This window comes from Maribacter sp. ACAM166, from assembly GCF_005771495.1.
Taxonomy (GTDB): Bacteria; Bacteroidota; Bacteroidia; order Flavobacteriales; family Flavobacteriaceae; genus Maribacter.
Window position 1 is genome coordinate 62,502 of record NZ_VAUW01000012.1, and the last position, 18,298, is coordinate 80,799.

Consider the following 18,298-nt stretch of genomic DNA (forward strand, 5'->3'; position numbering starts at 1 on the left):
CAAAACAGGGAATTCATATTCCTCTGGATTTAAACTGGTAGTTGCCAGCAGGGTTGGATTGTAGGTGAAAAACACTTCGTGTTTTGCACTGATTTCATTTAAAAACTCACTAAGAGTAACCTCTTTTTTAAGCTCATTTGATGCTTTTATGCTCATACTACTTGAAAAAAGTAGTGCCGCAAGCAGCATTCTCATTAATTTGTTAGTGTTCATAAGTATATAGTTTAGTTAATTAATAGGGTCCTTTTGTACTTGTAAAATATTTCCTTTGTTAATAATTCTAGTTCCAGTAGCCTTTTCAATAGCCGCTATACATATCTTCAAATTTTGATTTGGTATACCCCCAGAAATTGGTATTTCTTTTAAATGTTCAGATGAATATTTCACTTCAACACCATAGGTTAATTCTAAATTGAACATGACTTCTTTCAATGGAATTTCATTAAATACATACGTACCACCTCTCCAAAGGGCATATGGGGTTTCAAGGGTAACTTTTTTGTGAATCAAATTTTCGCTTTCTTTGGAATAGGAGACTAACTCTCCTGGAATCATTTTGGTTACATCTCCATTGTTGAGCTCTAAATGGATTGAACCTTCATCTAAAACTACATTGGTTTTCTTTTCTCTGGTATTCACATGAAACTGTGTTCCTAAAACTTCTACTTTTAGGTCATTGGTTATCACCCAGAATTTTGCATTAGTACTAGGTATAGATTTAACTATGAAATAAGCTTCTCCTTTTAAATTTAATAAACGGGGATTATCTTTATTGTAGGATATTTCTGAATTTCCGTTTAGTACAACAGAAGTTCCATCAGATAATTTAAGGTCAATAATTTCACCGAAATTTGTTTTATGAACTGTAGTGTTATGATTGTTGAATAGTGATAAACTTGTCCAACTCATTAAAATTAGTAGTACTGCAGCAGTTGAAAAATAGACTACTTTATGCGAAGCTCTTGATTTTTTGCTCGCTTTCTTTGGGGTAGGTTCTAGACCTATTTTAGGTAGAATTTTAGCAAGTTCTTCGTTAACCTTATCAATTTTCGGAAATTGCTTCTCAAAATTTATTCCTATTATAATGGCTTTAGCGCTTTCTGCTGTTTCAATGTGTTGCGGATTATTTTGCAACCAATTGTTCCAGTATGCGATATCATTTTTATTTAGACTTTTGGCCCAATTTTCAAATGAGGTATCATCTAAGAAATACTGTAAGTTGAATTTACTCTTGTTGATCATTTAGTAAGGTGTTCCATTGATAAGAGGTTTAATTCTTAAAAATATACCCTACTATTTTCAACTTTTTTTCAATATAGATTTAATTTGCTGATTTTCAGAGGCTATTCGTAGTTTTGTCATTGCCTTTTGTAGCGTATTTAAAACACTTTGGTAGTTCATATCCATTACTTCTGCGATATCAGTACTATTCATATCACTGTAGTACTTCAAATAAATAACCTCTTTTTGCCTTGGAGATAATTGGTTGATTAAGTTTTTTAAGGTCTGGGTGCTTAGAAATCGTATCTCTTGATGTATTGAGAGTTCTTCTGAAGAAAATGTGAAATTAGATTTGAAAAATTGCGCTTCTGAAATTGGAATGTTATTATGATTTTTTTGCAACTCTTTAATTAGCCTTCTTTTAAAAGAAACAAATAGATACGCTTTTAGATTCTTTATGACTCTTGGCTTTTTCCTCTCCTCGTAAAGTTGAATGAAAAAATTCTGAAGACAATCTTCCGTTAGATGCGGTGCATTACTTATTTTAATTCCATAAACATGTAATTGCGGATAGAATTTTTTATAGAGGAGGGTAAAGGCGCTAGTTTCTCCTTTTTTAAAAAAATACCAAAGTGTCTCGTCAGAGTGAAGATCCATCTAATTTTATAGATTCTGTGGATAAAGTATCAAAATTATTCTTAAAAAATGTTAAATACTAGAAATTTACTCATCCTTCGTCTAAAATATTTGCAAATAACACTAAAATTATGCGCGATTTTTTGTATAAAGTTTAGAGCGAAAATTGAAGGCAAAATGCATTAGTAAAAACTATATTTGCACCCTTGAAATATTTTTAATTATGAAAGCAGGTATTGTAGGATTGCCAAATGTTGGGAAATCAACACTTTTTAATTGTTTGTCTAATGCTAAAGCGCAAAGTGCGAATTTTCCATTTTGCACCATTGAACCTAATATAGGTGTTGTAAGTGTACCCGATGCACGATTAGAAAAACTGGAAGAATTAGTAAACCCAGAAAGAGTATTGCCTGCAACTGTTGAAATAGTTGATATTGCAGGTCTTGTCAAAGGTGCCAGTAAAGGGGAAGGATTAGGGAATCAATTTTTGGGTAATATTCGTGAAACAGATGCAATCTTACATGTATTACGTTGCTTTGATGATGATAATATTATTCATGTAGATGGTAGTATTGATCCAATTCGTGATAAGGAGACTATAGATATGGAGCTTCAATTAAAAGATTTAGAAACAGTAGATAAGAAACTAGAGAAAGTAAAGAGAGCGGCCAGAACGGGTAATAAAGAAGCTCAAAAAGAAGAAGCGGTATTATTGGCAATTAAAAGCGGATTAGAAGCCGGTGTTTCAGTTCGAGCGATTAAGTTCGATAGCGAGTCTAGGGCAGAATTTGTAACACCGCTACAATTTATTACCGACAAGCCCGTGATGTATGTTTGTAATGTTGATGAAGATGCCGCATCGACTGGAAATGAATATGTTGAAAAGGTCAAGGCAGCTGTTGCAGGAGAGAATGCTGAAGTTATTTTTCTTGCAGTTGGGACGGAAGCGGATATTACCGAATTGGAAACTTATGATGAGCGTAAGATGTTTTTAGAAGATTTAGGTTTAGAAGAACCCGGTTCTGCAAAATTAATTCGTGGAGCATATAAATTATTAGCGCTTGAAACATATTTCACAGCTGGTGTAAAAGAGGTGCGTGCTTGGACTATTCCTGTAGGCGCTACTGCGCCTCAAGCTGCTGGTGTAATCCATACCGATTTTGAAAAAGGATTTATACGGGCAGAGGTAATCTCTTATGCTGATTATGTAAATTACGGGAGTGAGGCAAAAGTGAAGGAAGCCGGCAAAATGAAAGTTGAGGGTAAAGAGTATGTTGTTAAGGATGGAGATGTGATGCATTTCCGTTTTAACGTTTAGGGCTCATATATTTTAAGTCTGTTCTTTACAAGCTTTAATTCATGTTCAAGTTGATTAAGTTTTTGTGTCAAGTGATTTAAAGCGTCAACCCCCTCTAAGTTAATGCCCAGTTCATTCTGTAATCTACCAATACGTTCAATTTCTACAATAGTATGAGATTCAACGTATATGTTACTTTCTATTTGTTTTATTTCTATGAGTCCATATTCTTGTAAGGAGTAGATGAAATCCACAGGGGTTTGTGTATACTCACAATAATGATCGATTAATACAAAGTTATCTGCTTGCATAATTATCTTAATTTTTTAAGTTGCTGATAGAGCTTCCTTTCCTCTGAGGTTAGGTTCTTAGGCATCTCAATTTTATAGGTAATGTAAAGGTCTCCATGATTGCTTTTACGCTTGTAAACGGGCATTCCTTTTCCTTTTAATTTTACTTTTGTGTCATTTTGGGTTTCTGGTTTTACCTTGAGCTTTACTTTTCCTGTCAAGGTTTCTACCTCTATTTCACCTCCTAAAATAGAATCATATAAAGTAATTGCCTGATTTTTATATAAATCATTCCCAACACGTTGAAATGCTGTTGTGTTATTAATCTCAAATGTGAGGTATAAATCTCCTTTAGGCCCACCATTTACACCCTCACCTCCGTAGCCAGCTATTTTTATAGTTTGGCCATCTTCAACTCCAGCAGGTATGGTAATTCTAATTTTCTTTTTACCTAAGTCTAACGTCTGTTTCTGGTCCTCCAAAACATCCAGAATATTAAGTTTTAGGGTGGCATTCAAATCCTGACCCTTAAATTGTGTAGACCTTCTTCCGCCGCCGCCGCCATAGCCTGCGCCCCCGAACATTGATTCAAAAAAATCTGAGAAATCCTCGTTACTATAATTGCCAGAGCCACCATTACCGGATCTTCTGCTTCCTGTAGAACTACGTTGATTTCTTTTTGCTTGTTCAAATGAATCGGCGTGTTCCCAATCTTTTCCATACTGATCATATTTCTTTCGTTTATCAGGATCGCTCAATACTTCATTGGCTTCATTGATTTGTTGAAATTTATGTTGGGCAGTTTTATCGTTCGGGTTTAAATCTGGGTGTAGTTTTCGTGCTAATTTGCGGTAGGCTTTTTTAATTTCGGCTTGAGAAGCCTTATTATTTATTTCAAGAATTTTATAATAATCAATAAACTCCATAAGTATTCATATTCTAGGTGAAAGATATAAAAAGGTAGAATTGTTTCCTATGACATTAGCAGGTATTTTACGATTACTTAACCTGTAAAATTATGTTGGTGTTTTGATAGCAGTTATTGAAAATTAATAACTGCTATCAACAATTATGGAGTTTTCATTGTTAATTACTTTAACAGACAAGGGTTTTATTTTTTAGCGAGTGGTACTATCTTTAGCCTCACTTTCATAAATCTTTATTTAATGTCCCAAGACGCTCAATACACTGAAGATAATATACGTTCGCTTGATTGGAAAGAACATATTCGATTACGACCAGGTATGTATATTGGTAAATTGGGAGATGGCTCATCTGCAGATGATGGTATCTATATTCTATTAAAAGAAGTTATCGATAACTGTATTGATGAGTTTGTAATGGGCTCAGGAAAGACCATTGAAATTTCTATAAAAGATAAAGTAGTCAAGGTTAGGGATTATGGTCGTGGTATCCCATTAGGTAAGGTAGTCGATGTAGTTTCTAAAATGAATACCGGTGGTAAGTATGATAGTCGGGCTTTTAAGAAGTCTGTTGGTTTGAACGGCGTAGGTTCTAAAGCGGTTAATGCATTATCCAGTTTTTTTGAAGTTCAATCGTCACGTGACAATAAGATGAAAACGGCTCAGTTCAGTTCTGGAAATTTAGAAAATGAAATAGGTCCGGAGGAAACTACTAAAAGAAAGGGTACAAAGGTGACTTTTATTCCAGATGAAGCCATCTTTAAAAATTATAAATATAGAAATGAGTATGTAGAACGCATGCTCAAAAACTACGTATATCTTAATCGTGGTCTTACTATTGTTTTTAATGGTGAGAAATTTTATTCTGAAAATGGATTAAAAGATCTTCTTGAGGATAATAATAATATGGATGACATGCTGTATCCTGTTATTCATCTAAAAGGAGAGGATATTGAGATTGCTATTACGCATAGCAAAACACAATATAGCGAAGAATATCACTCTTTTGTGAATGGGCAGCACACGACACATGGTGGAACTCATCAAGCTGCTTTTAGGGAGGCAATCGTTAAAACAATTCGTGATTTTTATGGTAAAAATTATGAAGCTTCAGATATTAGGAAGTCAATCATTTCGGCGATTGCTTTAAAGGTCATGGAGCCAATTTTTGAAAGCCAGACAAAGACGAAATTAGGTTCAACGGATATGGGTGGTAATTTCCCGACAGTACGAACCTATATCAATGATTTTATTGGTAAATATTTAGATAATTACCTTCATAAGAATACTGATACAGCAGATAAGTTACAGCGAAAAATTATGATGGCCGAGAAGGAGCGAAAGGAACTTTCGGGTATTCGTAAGCTAGCAAAAGATAGAGCAAAAAAAGCAAGTCTTCATAATAAAAAGCTTCGAGATTGCAGAGTTCACTTTAGCGATATGAAGCATGACCGTAGATTAGAAAGTTCACTTTTTATTACTGAGGGTGATTCTGCTTCGGGATCCATTACGAAATCAAGAGACGTGAATACTCAAGCGGTTTTTAGTTTAAAAGGAAAGCCCTTGAATTCGTACGGCATGTCAAAGAAAATTGTTTATGAAAATGAGGAATTCAACCTCTTACAGGCGGCATTGAGAATCGAGGAATCTATTGAAGATTTAAGATATAATAATATAATTATAGCGACTGATGCAGATGTTGATGGTATGCATATTAGATTATTATTAATCACCTTCTTTTTGCAATTTTTCCCAGAACTGATAAAGGAAAATCATCTTTACATTCTACAAACACCCTTATTTAGGGTGCGTAATAAAAAGGAGACCATTTATTGTTATAGTGATGAAGAGCGACAAAACGCCCTAAACAAATTAACGGGTAAACCAGAGATAACACGTTTTAAAGGATTAGGGGAAATTTCACCAGATGAATTCAGACATTTTATTGGTGATGATATTAGATTAGAACCCATAATGTTAGACAAGGCAATGTCTATTGAAGAACTATTAAGTTTTTATATGGGAAAAAACACCCCAGATAGGCAGAAATTTATTATTAATAACCTTAAAGTGGAAGTTGATATAGCTAAGGATAAAGAATTATAAACTAAGTAAATACGATTGCTTCTTAATGGAAGAAAATGACGATTTTAACGATAAGAACAACGATAATATTTCTGAAGAGAACAGTGTAAATACAGACTCATCTGAAGCTTTGACCAGGGTGTCGGGTATGTATAAAGAATGGTTCTTAGATTACGCTTCATATGTTATACTAGAGCGAGCCGTACCCGCTATTGAAGACGGTTTTAAACCTGTACAGCGCAGAATCATGCATTCTCTTAAAGAATTGGATGACGGTAGGTATAACAAGGTTGCCAACGTTGTTGGTCATACCATGCAGTACCATCCCCATGGGGATGCCAGTATTGCAGATGCGATGGTGCAAATAGGGCAGAAAGACCTATTAATTGATACCCAAGGTAACTGGGGTAATATTTTGACAGGAGATAGGGCTGCTGCCTCAAGGTATATTGAAGCTAGGCTATCGAAATTTGCTCTAGAAGTAATTTTCAGCCCTAAAATAACCGAATGGCAATCATCTTATGATGGTAGAAAGAAAGAGCCGGTAAATCTCCCTGTGAAGTTTCCGTTATTACTCGCTCAAGGTGCGGAAGGAATTGCAGTAGGTCTTTCAACAAAAATACTTCCACATAATTTTATTGAGGTTATAGATGCTTCCATTAAACATTTAAAAGGACAACGATTTAAACTATTTCCAGATTTCCCTACGGCGGGTATAATTGACGTTACAAATTATAATGAAGGATTACGAGGAGGTAAAATAAGAGTTCGTGCTAAAATAGCTCAGTTAGATAAGAACACGTTGGTTATTAGTGAGATACCTTATGGAACCAATACTGGTTCTTTAATTGATTCTATTTTGAAAGCCAATGAGAAAGGCAAAATTAAAATTAAAAAAATAGAGGATAACACGGCTGCCGATGTTGAGATTTTAGTACATCTGCCAGCTGGTATTTCTCCAGATAGAACTATTGATGCTCTTTATGCTTTTACGGCTTGTGAGTCCTCGATTTCACCTTTAGGCTGTATAATTGAAGACAATAAACCTTTGTTTATTGGCGTAACCGATATGCTTCAAAGGTCAACTGATTCTACAGTAGAGCTATTGAAGAAGGAGCTTGAAATACAGTTAAGCGAACTAGAAGAACAGTGGCATTTTGCTTCATTGGAGCGAATCTTTATTGAGAATCGTATTTACCGTGATATTGAAGAAGAAGAGACTTGGGAGGGTGTTATTAAGGCTATCGACAAAGGCCTAGCTCCATTTACCAAACATTTAAAACGTGCTGTTACCGAAGATGATATTGTTAGGCTAACTGAAATTCGAATCAAAAGAATATCAAAATTTGATTTGGATAAGGCGCAGCAACATTTAGAAAGTCTTCAGGAGCGTATAGCCGAAGTGAAAAATCATCTAGATCATTTAATAGAATTCGCAATTGATTATTTTAAAAGACTTAAGGAAACCTACGGAAAGGATAGAGGGCGTCTTACTGAAATTAGAATATTTGATGATATTGAAGCTACTAAAGTGGCCATAAGAAACACGAAACTCTATGTCAATAGAGAAGAGGGATTTGTAGGCACCTCTCTTAAGAAGGATGAATATGTAACGGACTGCAGTGACATTGATGATATAATCGTTATCACCAATGATGGTAAAATTATGGTCTCTAAGGTTGACTCCAAGATTTTTGTAGGTAAAGGCATTATACACGTTGCCGTATTCAAGAAAAAGGATAAAAGAACCACGTATAATTTAATTTATAAGGACGGTAAAGGTGGGCCTACATTTATTAAAAGGTTTAACGTAACTAGCGTTACGAGAGATAGGATTTATGATTTAACTAACGGCAATTCTAATTCGCAAGTATTGTATTTTTCTGCCAATGCTAATGGAGAGGCTGAAGTCATCACCGTATTGCTGCGTCAAGTAGGCAGTGTCAAAAAATTGAAATGGGATATTGATTTTTCTGATGTATTAATCAAAGGACGATCATCTAAGGGGAATCTTGTTACGAAGTACTCTGTAAAAAGAATAGAACTTAAAGAGAAGGGGGTATCAACCCTAAAGCCGAGAAAAATTTGGTTCGATGATGTAGTTCGTAGGCTCAATGTTGATGGAAGAGGGGAGCTTTTGGGCGAGTTTAGGGGTGATGATTTATTACTGGTGATATCTCAAAAGGGAGTTGCTAAAACATTTCTTCCGGTATTGACATCGCATTTTGATGATGATATGATAGTTCTTGAGAAATGGATGCCAGAGAAACCCATTTCTGCCATTTATTGGGAAGGTGAAAAGGAGCGTTATTATGTTAAAAGATTTCTTGTTGAAAGCGAAAATAAAGAAGAGTTATTTATTTCAGAGCATCCAAAATCGTATTTAGAACTCGTAGCGACCGATTGGCGACCATTAATAGAAATAGAATTCCCTAAGCCAAGAGGTAAAGAGCCTAGAGAAAGTGAAACTGTTGATTTAGAGAATTTTATATCAATTAAAGGAATAAAAGCTTTAGGTAATCAACTCATCACCGAAAAAATAAAAAACATCAATATTCTTGAGCCTTTGCCTTTTGAGCCCATTGTTCCAGAAAAAACAGAAGATATTGAGGTCGTAGATGAAGAATCTATAGAGCCTAATAAGAAGAACGGTATTTCTGATACAGAGAATGATGAACCAACAGATGATCCTAAAACGTTATTCGACTAGATTTTATTATGAAGAATTTTTTTCAAGAGTTTAAAAATTTTGCCATAAAAGGCAATATGATTGATTTGGCCATAGGTATCATTATAGGTACTGCCTTTAACAATGTGGTAAGTACTTTGGTATCCAAGATTATAATGCCTCCACTTTCATTATTGACAGATGATGTAAACTTGGCCAATAAAAAATGGATTCTTCGCAAGGCTATTGATAATGTAGAAGAAGTTGCTGTTGGTTATGGAGAATTGATTGAGTCTTTAGTAGATTTTTGTATAATCGCATTAACCATATTCATTGTAGTGAAATTTATAAATCGATTTAAAGAAAAAGCTGAAGATCCTGAAAATAAAGAAGTAGAAACACCAAAAAATATTGCATTGCTTTCTAGCATGGAGAAATTGCTAAAAGAGCAGAATAAGATTCTTAAAAACAGGAAATAAAATTTATCTGTTTAACTATTAATTTGTCTTATCCATAAATAGAAAGTTAAGATTAGACAACTTTTAGAATAAATGCTTTTATAACTATCTTTACCTAAATTTTTAATTAATGGATTTTACCAACCCTCTGGTATACGGTGCGCCCGCTTTTATCGCCTTTATTTTATTGGAATTAACCTATAGTAAAACTCATGGAGATGATGATCTTTATGATTGGAAAGATTTTGCCGCTAGTAGCGTAATGGGAATTGGCTCAGCTATTATTGGCCCCTTGCTTAAAGTGGTGCTATTAGTTGTTCTATTTGAATATGCCTATGAATTTTTCAACCCTGAGATTAATGGTGTCAGAACAAACATAATGGGGTATAAATCATTTGGGTACGCATGGTATATTTGGTTGCTATGTCAACTGGCCGATGACTTTACCTATTACTGGTTTCACAGAGCAAATCATGAAGTTCGAATTCTTTGGGCAGCACATATAGTGCATCATTCTTCTGACAATTTTAACCTTGGAACTGCAATTCGTAATGGTTGGTTTACACTACTATATAAACCCTTTTTCTATGTTTGGATGCCTATTATTGGTTTTCCGGTAGAAATGGTAGTCGTGTGCTTAGCTATCGAATCTTTTTGGCAATTTCAATTACATTCGAAATATGTTCCTAAAATGGGAATTATCGAGAAAGTATTCAATACACATACAATGCATCAAGTACATCATGCCCAAAATGTTGAATATTTGGATAAGAACCATGGTGGCTTTTTAAACTTCTTTGATAAAATATTTGGTACTTGGAAAGAGTACGATGAAGAAATTGAAGTTAAATTCGGTGTTATTCATGCTCCTGATTCAAATAATCCTATCGTAATATTAACGCATGAATTCAAGGATATTTGGGCCGATGTCAAAAAATCAAAGAAAATAAGCCACAAATTAAAGTACATATTTGGACGTCCGGGGTGGAGTCATGATGGTAGCACCATGACTGTAAAGCAGCAGCAACGTTTGTTTAAGGAGCAAAAAGAGGCAAATCCAGATGTTGCCTTTAATCGGCCAAATTAAAACTGATAATTAGTGTAAAAAATCCTGCGGGCTAGCCCGCAGGATTTTTTTTTAAAGAAAATCTCAATAAATTATCTTTAAAATAGATATTAAATCAGTAGTGGATATCCAAAAATGTCTGTTACAAAATTCTATCAACTTTTGTACTTAGTACAAATCGACGAAACTTGGTAGAGCAAACCAAATGTTACAGCAAAAGGGATGCCTTGTGCCTCGGATGAATATACGTACTAGAGCTCACACTCAAAATTACTGTTGTTCTTCATGCGCAGCAGTTTATCTTCCTAGAATTAAAAGAGGGCGCTGTTAAACCTCCCAACCTTTTCTATAGGTTCTTCCAACAAATTGATTGGCTTCTTCCATATTCGTAATTCTCATATTCTCACCATCCCATAATAGTTTTTTACGGGCAAAGAATTTCATAGCTCCTTCTGAGTTTTCCTTTTGAAGCATGTAGCTTCTAATAGCTAGATTACCCATGAGTACAGTTTCTGTCATGGGTCCTGCGTAATCAAAAGATGATGTAAGTCCTAAATGCTCAGGACTTCCGAAACCGGCCTTACAAGCATCTACCCATTTTCTTTGGTGGCCATATTCTGGTTCTAAATTTTCTTCCACTTCTGGTCCGAACTCCGTAGTCCCGTCATTTAAATATAATTTTGGCATTAACGGAGAGCTGTCATTGATGTTAGTTGAAATAATTCCTTTTTCGCCTATTATCAATACTCCATTAGCACTGTCATTACCTCCTATGTCATCATTTGCAGGAATAATATCTGGATGTGACGGGCGTATACCGCCATCACTCCAAGTCATCTCTATAGGTGATTTTGTTTTGTCCGTTGCCGCAAAATGTAACGTGATAAATGAAGATGGAGGACATCCCTCTGGGTAATAATCGGGAGTCCACATTTTAGTAAATACCGAAGCTACACTACATTCTGCATCGGTAGGGTATTTAAGATTTAGTGTCCTAAATGGAATATCTATTAAATGACAGCCAACATCCCCTAAAGCTCCCGTTCCAAAATCCCACCAGCCTCTCCAATTGAAGGGGTGAAGGTTGGGAACAAAAGGACGCTCTGTTGCAGGTCCTAGCCATAAATCCCAATTTAGACTATCTGGTTTAAGACTTGCGTCTGGTTTTGGCATTTCAATCCCTTGCGGCCAAACAGGTCTATTTGTCCAAACTTGAACTTTGGATACTGCACCGATTTTATCTTCATCAATCCAACGCTGAACGACACCTAAAAGCGGATTGGAACCACCTTGGTTACCCATCTGACTCACTATGCTATTTGTTCGAGCCATTTGCGTCAATGCACGAGCTTCTTTTATGTTGTGGGTCATCGGTTTTTGTACGTAGACATGAATTCCGCGCTCCATGGCCCATTTCGCTGCCGGTCCATGAACGTGATCCGGTGTAGAAATAGTCACTGCGTCAATATTTTTTTTCTTATCCAACATCACCCTAAAATCATCATATAATTTAGCCTTGGGAAAGTTTTTGACACTTTCAGCTGCTGATCCAGAAAAATCAACATCACATAATGCAGCTACACGCTCCCTACCCATAACAGATGCGTTTTTAATATCACTAATACCTTTGCCACCAGCGCCAATGGCAGCAATATTTAGTCGGTCGCTAGGCGCAAGAAAGCCAGGTCCTCCCAAAACGTGTCTCGGTACTATAAACACGGAGGATGCTAAAGCTGTCTTTTTGACGAAATCACGACGGTTAATGCCGACTGTTTTATCTTTATTGGAATTTTTCATAATTGGCCTTGATTTTAGTTTAATATGGTTAAACCAAGGTAGACAAAAGACCTCAAAAATACAATCGAAAAACAACTGCACTCTTGGTGTATTGATTATTAGTTAGTTATGGTTTTTTTAATTCTCTATTGGAGTAGAGTGATCCTTGTTTTTCTTCATTCGAAGGTCAAAGAATTAGACCATTATAGAAAATGCAATAGAGAATTATAAATACCTTTTAGATGGGGTATTGACTTGGTTTCCAAATACGATTTAGTGACATATACGTGCCGACTCTGCAATAGGAATGAAGCTAATAAAGACTAAAAAGGTCTATCTTAAAATTTGAGTCGATGGGTGTTTATTGACAAATTCTCCAACCGATATTGCAAAAAGCATCATTATTACGATGGAGATTACAACAGCTACAATCATTGATAATAGGTCTTCGTTAGGGTTAGGTGAAATACAGTTAGTCATTTTTATCGCCTAAGTCGCAGTAGAATAAGAAAGTGGTGCTAATAATTGTTGTATGAAGAGTAGTGTTAGTTGAAGAGGTAGAGGTAACTTTTTCACCTCTCTCTATTACGCCCCTTGTCCGCAACTTTTTTATGAATTTCTTTGGTGCGCTTATAAAGTGGAAATACGTCTCTTAAAAACAAGACTATTCCCTTAGCCACTAATGTCTCCGCTTGTTCATCACTACTAAAAATCCAGAAGGGCTTTTTCATTGATGTAAACAGGGATATTCCAAAAAACAAAACGATACGCATGACCATCGCTAAATCGAACCCAAGATTAGTAGATTTTTTTCGTTGATTTGACTCTAATTTTCAACCAGCAATTGAAATAAGTAAACTGTCGTCAATTCCTAGTATAATCTTTAGAAAGGTCAAGGTCAACAAATCGTGTTAAACATTTGCCAAAACTTCAAACATGGTCAATCTATTTTAAAAGCGGTTCCTGTTTTTACAGTTAGTTCTTTATTTGGGTCTTTTACGGCACTCTTGTATTGAAATGTGTATGTTGAATCGGTTGTGCTTATTATTTTATACTGAATTGCAGTTTTGCTATTTATATCCTGCAAGACAAACTCACAATCATTATACCAACGAACAGTGGCGCTATCCACTTTATTCTCATAATAATCTATACTATAATTATCATTTCTGGTAAACTTACCTTCTTTTTCAACGCCATCGAGCTCATAGTTGAATTTGAAAGTACCTGTTTTATAATCTTGGCAGTTTCGTTCGGGTTCATAACACGAATAAAAAAGTAAGCATGTAATTAAGGAGGTAAATATTTTTTTTATCATGATGTAAAAATAAAGAAAATAGGAGGGACGTATTGAGAAAAAACATAGAATAGTTTGATATCGAAAGCAATATTATTGCTCAATATAATTCTTATACGTGCCATCAGTATAAAAAATAACTACGCGCTCAATAGCCTTTTGAGAAGGTGCTTTTGATAATGGCGCAGCTTTATTTTTAGTGAATGAGTTGAGCTTATTTTCTGAAGTCACGTTAGGGAAAGTTCCTTTATCATAAAGTAACCATTGCAAGTCAGCTTCTGGAAATGCTTCATGAATCTTCATTATAAACTCTAAGCTAGGTTTGTTTCTACCATTGAGTAAATGCGAAATACTTGACCTCTGTACGTGAATTAAATCTGCAAAAGCGGCAGAGGAAAGTTCATGATGGGTTAAAATTAATTTTAACCTTTTAAGGAATGCAGTTGTATCTAGCATGTTTACAAAGGTAATATATTATATACCGAACCTAACAATTGCAATTCTATAAAAGACTCAAATACATGCTAATACATTAAACTATTAGTTTATGTAATATTACTTAAATACCTGATTTATATAATAATAAATTGTTTTTATATATTAAAATTAATATTGTAAACATTTTCAGCTAAATAGGTGCGCTTAATTATATTTAAATAGTTACAATTGTAAACAAGAGCTGTAGTATTTTTGTTGTTTATTAAGTAGCTATGATGCAAGAAGAGATTGATTACAGTAAAATACATGTATCAGAAATACAAGGCAGGTATGTAACATATGATCATCTAAAAGTATTTATTTCGAGTCTCCCACCAATGTTTAGTGTTGAGAATATTGGAACATCAGTTCGTGGTGAAGCAATAAAAAGCATCACATATGGTTTTGGTCCAAAACGTATTTTAATGTGGTCGCAGATGCACGGTAACGAATCTACTACTACAAAAGCGGTGTTGGATTTATTGAACTACTTGAAAGAGGATAACCATGATATAACTGAAATAGCTACATCATGTACGTTAAAAATTATTCCTATATTAAATCCTGATGGAGCAAGAGGCTATACTCGGATAAATGCTAATAAAGTTGATCTTAATAGAGATGCACAAGATTTGACTCAACCAGAAAGTCGTATACTTAAAAAGGAATTTGAAGAGTTTAAGCCCGATTTTTGTTTTAATCTTCATGATCAACGTACTATTTTTAATGTTGGTACAACCAATAAACCTGCAACTGTATCGTTTTTAGCGCCTGCCTTTGATATGGAAAGGAATAGCTCTCCCTCACGTAAGATCAGCATGCAGTTAATTGCTGCTATGAACAGTAAATTACAAAAGTTAATACCTAATCAGGTAGGTAGATACGATGACGGATTTAATTCTAATTGCGTTGGAGATGCGTTTCAAATGAGAGAAACTCCAACACTATTATTTGAAGCTGGTCATTATAAAGAAGATTATGAAAGGGAAAAGACACGAGAATTGATTTTTCATGCTTTATTAAAAGGTATAGAAACCATTATTTCAGATTCTTTAGATGATTATACTGTTAATGATTATTTATCAATTCCAGAAAATGGAAAGCAATATGTGGATATTCTAGTTAAAAATTCACATAAGTTAAAACCTAGTCTGAGTTCTAATCAGATTATTTATATCCATTATAAGGAAGTATTTAAAGATGGAAAGGTTGTTTTTAGTCCGGAAATTCTAAATTTCGATGCGATGCCATTAGATATTTTCGGACATAAAATGCTCAATTGCGATAATAGTATAGATATGAATTGGCTTAAAGAAAATGAAATATTAGCACTACTATATTGATTTTCATTGCCTTATTTCTTAGAAAATGTAAAAATGTTTACATTTTTATTAAAACAAATGGAGTTTTAATGAATTTAATGTGATTATTATTTATTTTTGCCAAAAAAATATTACAATGGGTAAAGTCAAATTAGACGAAATAGATCACCAAATTCTGGATATGTTAATAGATAACACCAGAACTCCATTTACCGATATCGCTAAAAAACTTCTTATATCTGCAGGTACTGTTCATGTAAGGGTAAAGAAAATGGAAGAGGCTGGAATTATTAAAGGTTCTTCACTAACATTGGATTATGTGAAACTGGGATATGCATTTATAGCATATGTTGGTATTTTTTTAGAAAAAACACACCAAACTAAATTTGTGCTCGAGCGCTTAAACCAAATCCCTAATGTTACAATTGCACATATAACCACTGGAAAGTTCAATATCTTCTGTAAAATACGAGCGAAGGATACGACACATGCCAAGAATATTATTTTCAAAATAGATGATATTGATGGTATTAGCAGAACGGAAACGATGATTTCATTAGAAGAAAGTTTTAATGACAAGAAGCGTTTAATGCACACCATATTCAACGAATTATAATTTAGTTTTTCAACTAACTCGACAGAGCCCAATTATGTTGTAATTGGGCTTTTTTGATTCTTAATTACATACTTGATTATATGAGAATTACAGATTTACAGGAGAAAGAATTTAATTATTTTTATGGAACCTACCTTAATGCTCTTGACGAGAACGAAGATTTAATGGCTGCTTTACTAAATGGTAGAGTATGGTTTCAAGCTTTTATAAAGAACTTAACCGAAGAACAGTTAGGATTCAGTTATGGAGAAGGAAAATGGACTATAGCTGAAGTACTGGTGCATTTAATTGATACTGAAAGAATATTTCAACACCGTGCCTTCAGAATTTCTAGAAATGATAAAACGCCTTTGCCAGGTTTTGAACAAGATGATTATATAATTGAAAGCGACAGTAATGAACGTACGAAAAAGGAGATTTTAAATGAATACCTTTCAGTTCGTGATTCTTCAATTAATTTGTTCAGAGGAATGACAGAGGTAAGGTTAAAACGATTTGGTACAGCTAGCGGTATGCCGTGGTCTGTTGCTGCAATTGGGCTTGCCATAAGCGGTCACCAAAAACACCATGAAATTATTTTAAATGAGCGCTATTTAAATAATTAATCTAATTCAGTTTCTGACTCTCTTTCGAAATTTAGATAGAGTGCATTGGTCATATCTTCAGATTGCATGACTTCTTCCGGCGTTTTCGGTTCTAATTCTTTTTCTAAGTTTTCTTCAAAATTTGCAATAAAATTTGAAAGACTTTTACTTATTTTAACTAGGTAAAGCGTGTCTTCAGTTCTTAATTGAACAGCCTCTACCTTATCGCCTTGTGTATTTTTGAAGGTGATGATATCTTCATCTCCATATCCGTAAGGATACGTTTCTATTAAAAGGGCTGCTAGACTGTGGTTTAATTTGCGGTAATCAATAAGTCGTCTGGTCATAACTAATTTAGGTTAAGAGGGTTGTATGATTTCTTTAATCTAATCTAGTAATAATACCAGCAATTAAATGTATAGTGTTGTGAAAGTGCTGTTTTAGGTATATGAACTTTTTAATCTTTGTAGTAAGCGAATGCTTCTTTGAATAATTTTAGGGGAATTTCAATATCTACTTCTGGAGTTCCGATAGATTTTAATAACACAAAATTTACTTTACCATGAGAATTTTTTTTGTCATATTTCATTAGCTTCAGAATGTTCTCAATATCGTCATCTAAAAATTCAATCGTATCATATTTATTTAGAAAAGTATCCTTTATATCCTCTAATGAAATTAAATTAAGACCTAATAATTTATGGGATAGATACCCTTCTAGAATCATACCTATTGCAATGGCCTCTCCGTGTAGTAACGTTTCTTTTGAATTATTTTCTAAAAAATAAGATTCTATAGCATGCCCCAATGTATGCCCATAGTTCAATATTTTTCTAATATTCTGTTCTGTAGGATCTTGTAAAACAACCTTATTCTTTATTTGAATAGAAGTGAGAATATGGCTCTTCATATCATCCAAATTTTCAACTCCTTTAAGAGATTCCCAATACGAAAGATTTTGAATGAGGCCGTGCTTAAGCATTTCTGCAAATCCACTTCTGACTTGTCTATTATCTAAGGTGTCGAGAAAGTCTGGTATAACCAATACCATAACTGGTTGGTTGATGACACCTACTTGATTTTTTAAAGAACCTAAATCTATCCCATTTTTTCCGCCAACAGAGGCATCGACCATAGCGAGTAGGGTAGTAGGAACATTAATAAAATCAATTCCTCTTTTAAAAGTAGAAGCCACAAAACCACCTAAGTCAGTTAATACACCGCCCCCAAGATTGATAAGAATACTTTTTCTGTCAGCACCTAATTCTGATAATGCTTCCCAAACACCAACACAGGTTTCTATATTTTTATTAATCTCACCCGATTCTATTTCAATGATTTCAAACTGATAATCACCATTTATTTCAGCCATAAACTGCGGTAGGCAAAATTCATGTGTATTCTCATCCACTAAAATGAATAGTATAGAATATGCTTTTTCTGCTAAATGGGTGTTAAGAGCTTGAAACGCTTTTTCGTTAAAATGTACTGCGTAAGAATCTGAAATTATGGATTCCATATAAGAGTAGTGTTTAGCTTATTATTTAATTCTATTGAAACACAAAATAAAGGTTATTTTTAA

Annotated in this window: 18 protein-coding genes; 8 read left to right on the forward strand and 10 right to left on the reverse strand. The window is 34.3% G+C overall.

What is annotated here, in order from left to right:
- Positions 1-228: 228 nt before the first annotated feature.
- Entirely contained in the window at positions 229-1,242 is a 1,014-nt protein-coding gene (locus ES765_RS10380) for a FecR family protein (RefSeq protein ID WP_138113917.1), read from the reverse strand.
- Between the two features lie 57 nt (positions 1,243-1,299).
- Positions 1,300-1,878, reverse strand: coding sequence for an RNA polymerase sigma factor (locus ES765_RS10385; RefSeq protein WP_138113919.1), 579 nt, complete (start codon positions 1,876-1,878; stop codon positions 1,300-1,302).
- Between the two features lie 202 nt (positions 1,879-2,080).
- On the opposite strand from ES765_RS10385, the gene ychF reads away from it, so the two are divergent.
- On the forward strand, positions 2,081-3,175 hold the full coding sequence (ychF, locus tag ES765_RS10390; protein WP_138113921.1) for a redox-regulated ATPase YchF: 1,095 nt from the start codon (positions 2,081-2,083) through the stop codon (positions 3,173-3,175).
- Here the strand turns inward: ychF and ES765_RS10395 are convergent.
- Together ES765_RS10395 and ES765_RS10400 are read right to left on the reverse strand one after the other, a co-directional pair.
- Positions 3,172-3,465, reverse strand: a complete 294-nt coding sequence (locus tag ES765_RS10395) for a chaperone modulator CbpM (protein ID WP_138113923.1) — start codon at positions 3,463-3,465, stop codon at positions 3,172-3,174. The genes ychF and ES765_RS10395 overlap by 4 nt on opposite strands.
- 2 nt (positions 3,466-3,467) lie before the next feature.
- Positions 3,468-4,370 carry a DnaJ C-terminal domain-containing protein gene (locus ES765_RS10400; protein WP_138113925.1) on the reverse strand — a complete coding sequence of 301 codons (903 nt, stop codon included), beginning with the start codon at positions 4,368-4,370 and terminating at the stop codon, positions 3,468-3,470.
- A 240-nt stretch (positions 4,371-4,610) separates the two neighbouring features.
- Between ES765_RS10400 and ES765_RS10405 the strand changes: the two genes are divergently transcribed.
- The 4 genes from ES765_RS10405 (at position 4,611) to ES765_RS10420 (ending at position 10,665) form a co-directional block, all read left to right on the forward strand.
- Positions 4,611-6,473: a DNA topoisomerase IV subunit B gene (locus ES765_RS10405; RefSeq protein ID WP_138113927.1), complete on the forward strand. Its 1,863-nt coding sequence runs from the start codon at positions 4,611-4,613 to the stop codon at positions 6,471-6,473.
- 25 nt (positions 6,474-6,498) lie between these two features.
- Positions 6,499-9,162: a DNA gyrase/topoisomerase IV subunit A gene (locus ES765_RS10410; RefSeq protein ID WP_138113929.1), complete on the forward strand. Its 2,664-nt coding sequence runs from the start codon at positions 6,499-6,501 to the stop codon at positions 9,160-9,162.
- An 8-nt stretch (positions 9,163-9,170) separates the two neighbouring features.
- On the forward strand, positions 9,171-9,599 hold the full coding sequence (gene mscL, locus ES765_RS10415; protein ID WP_138113931.1) for a large-conductance mechanosensitive channel protein MscL: 429 nt from the start codon (positions 9,171-9,173) through the stop codon (positions 9,597-9,599).
- Between the two features lie 109 nt (positions 9,600-9,708).
- Positions 9,709-10,665 (forward strand): sterol desaturase family protein, encoded by a 957-nt coding sequence (locus ES765_RS10420; protein ID WP_138113933.1) that lies wholly within the window; start codon positions 9,709-9,711, stop codon positions 10,663-10,665.
- Positions 10,666-10,971: 306 nt separating this feature from the next.
- Here the strand turns inward: ES765_RS10420 and ES765_RS10425 are convergent, their stop codons facing one another.
- The 4 genes from ES765_RS10425 to ES765_RS10435 all read right to left on the reverse strand — a co-directional run bounded on the left by ES765_RS10425 (position 10,972) and on the right by ES765_RS10435 (position 14,173).
- Positions 10,972-12,441, reverse strand: a complete 1,470-nt coding sequence (locus ES765_RS10425) for a Gfo/Idh/MocA family protein (RefSeq protein ID WP_138113935.1) — start codon at positions 12,439-12,441, stop codon at positions 10,972-10,974.
- A 551-nt stretch (positions 12,442-12,992) separates the two neighbouring features.
- The gene (locus tag ES765_RS21725) at positions 12,993-13,151 is read right to left on the reverse strand and encodes a hypothetical protein (RefSeq protein ID WP_171017280.1); all 159 of its coding nucleotides are present in this window, start codon (positions 13,149-13,151) and stop codon (positions 12,993-12,995) included.
- 209 nt (positions 13,152-13,360) lie between these two features.
- Complete coding sequence (locus ES765_RS10430) at positions 13,361-13,738, reverse strand: hypothetical protein (RefSeq protein ID WP_138113937.1); 378 nt, start codon at positions 13,736-13,738, stop codon at positions 13,361-13,363.
- Positions 13,739-13,810: 72 nt separating this feature from the next.
- Positions 13,811-14,173, reverse strand: coding sequence for a helix-turn-helix domain-containing protein (locus ES765_RS10435; RefSeq protein ID WP_138113939.1), 363 nt, complete (start codon positions 14,171-14,173; stop codon positions 13,811-13,813).
- A 254-nt stretch (positions 14,174-14,427) separates the two neighbouring features.
- Here ES765_RS10435 and ES765_RS10440 point away from each other — a divergent pair, with 254 nt between their 5' ends.
- The 3 genes from ES765_RS10440 (at position 14,428) to ES765_RS10450 (ending at position 16,737) form a co-directional block, all read left to right on the forward strand.
- The gene (locus ES765_RS10440) at positions 14,428-15,537 is read left to right on the forward strand and encodes a M14 metallopeptidase family protein (protein ID WP_249356319.1); all 1,110 of its coding nucleotides are present in this window, start codon (positions 14,428-14,430) and stop codon (positions 15,535-15,537) included.
- Positions 15,538-15,652: 115 nt separating this feature from the next.
- A complete protein-coding gene (locus ES765_RS10445; RefSeq protein WP_027066901.1) occupies positions 15,653-16,132 on the forward strand; it encodes an Lrp/AsnC family transcriptional regulator in 480 nt (159 codons plus the stop codon).
- 80 nt (positions 16,133-16,212) lie between these two features.
- On the forward strand, positions 16,213-16,737 hold the full coding sequence (locus ES765_RS10450) for a DinB family protein (protein ID WP_138113941.1): 525 nt from the start codon (positions 16,213-16,215) through the stop codon (positions 16,735-16,737).
- Here ES765_RS10450 and ES765_RS10455 read toward each other — a convergent pair.
- Both ES765_RS10455 and aroB read right to left on the reverse strand, forming a co-directional pair.
- Positions 16,734-17,063, reverse strand: coding sequence for a hypothetical protein (locus tag ES765_RS10455; protein ID WP_138113943.1), 330 nt, complete (start codon positions 17,061-17,063; stop codon positions 16,734-16,736). The genes ES765_RS10450 and ES765_RS10455 overlap by 4 nt on opposite strands.
- A gap of 110 nt (positions 17,064-17,173) precedes the next feature.
- Positions 17,174-18,235 carry a 3-dehydroquinate synthase gene (gene aroB, locus ES765_RS10460; RefSeq protein ID WP_138113945.1) on the reverse strand — a complete coding sequence of 354 codons (1,062 nt, stop codon included), beginning with the start codon at positions 18,233-18,235 and terminating at the stop codon, positions 17,174-17,176.
- Between the last annotated feature and the right edge of the window lie 63 nt (positions 18,236-18,298).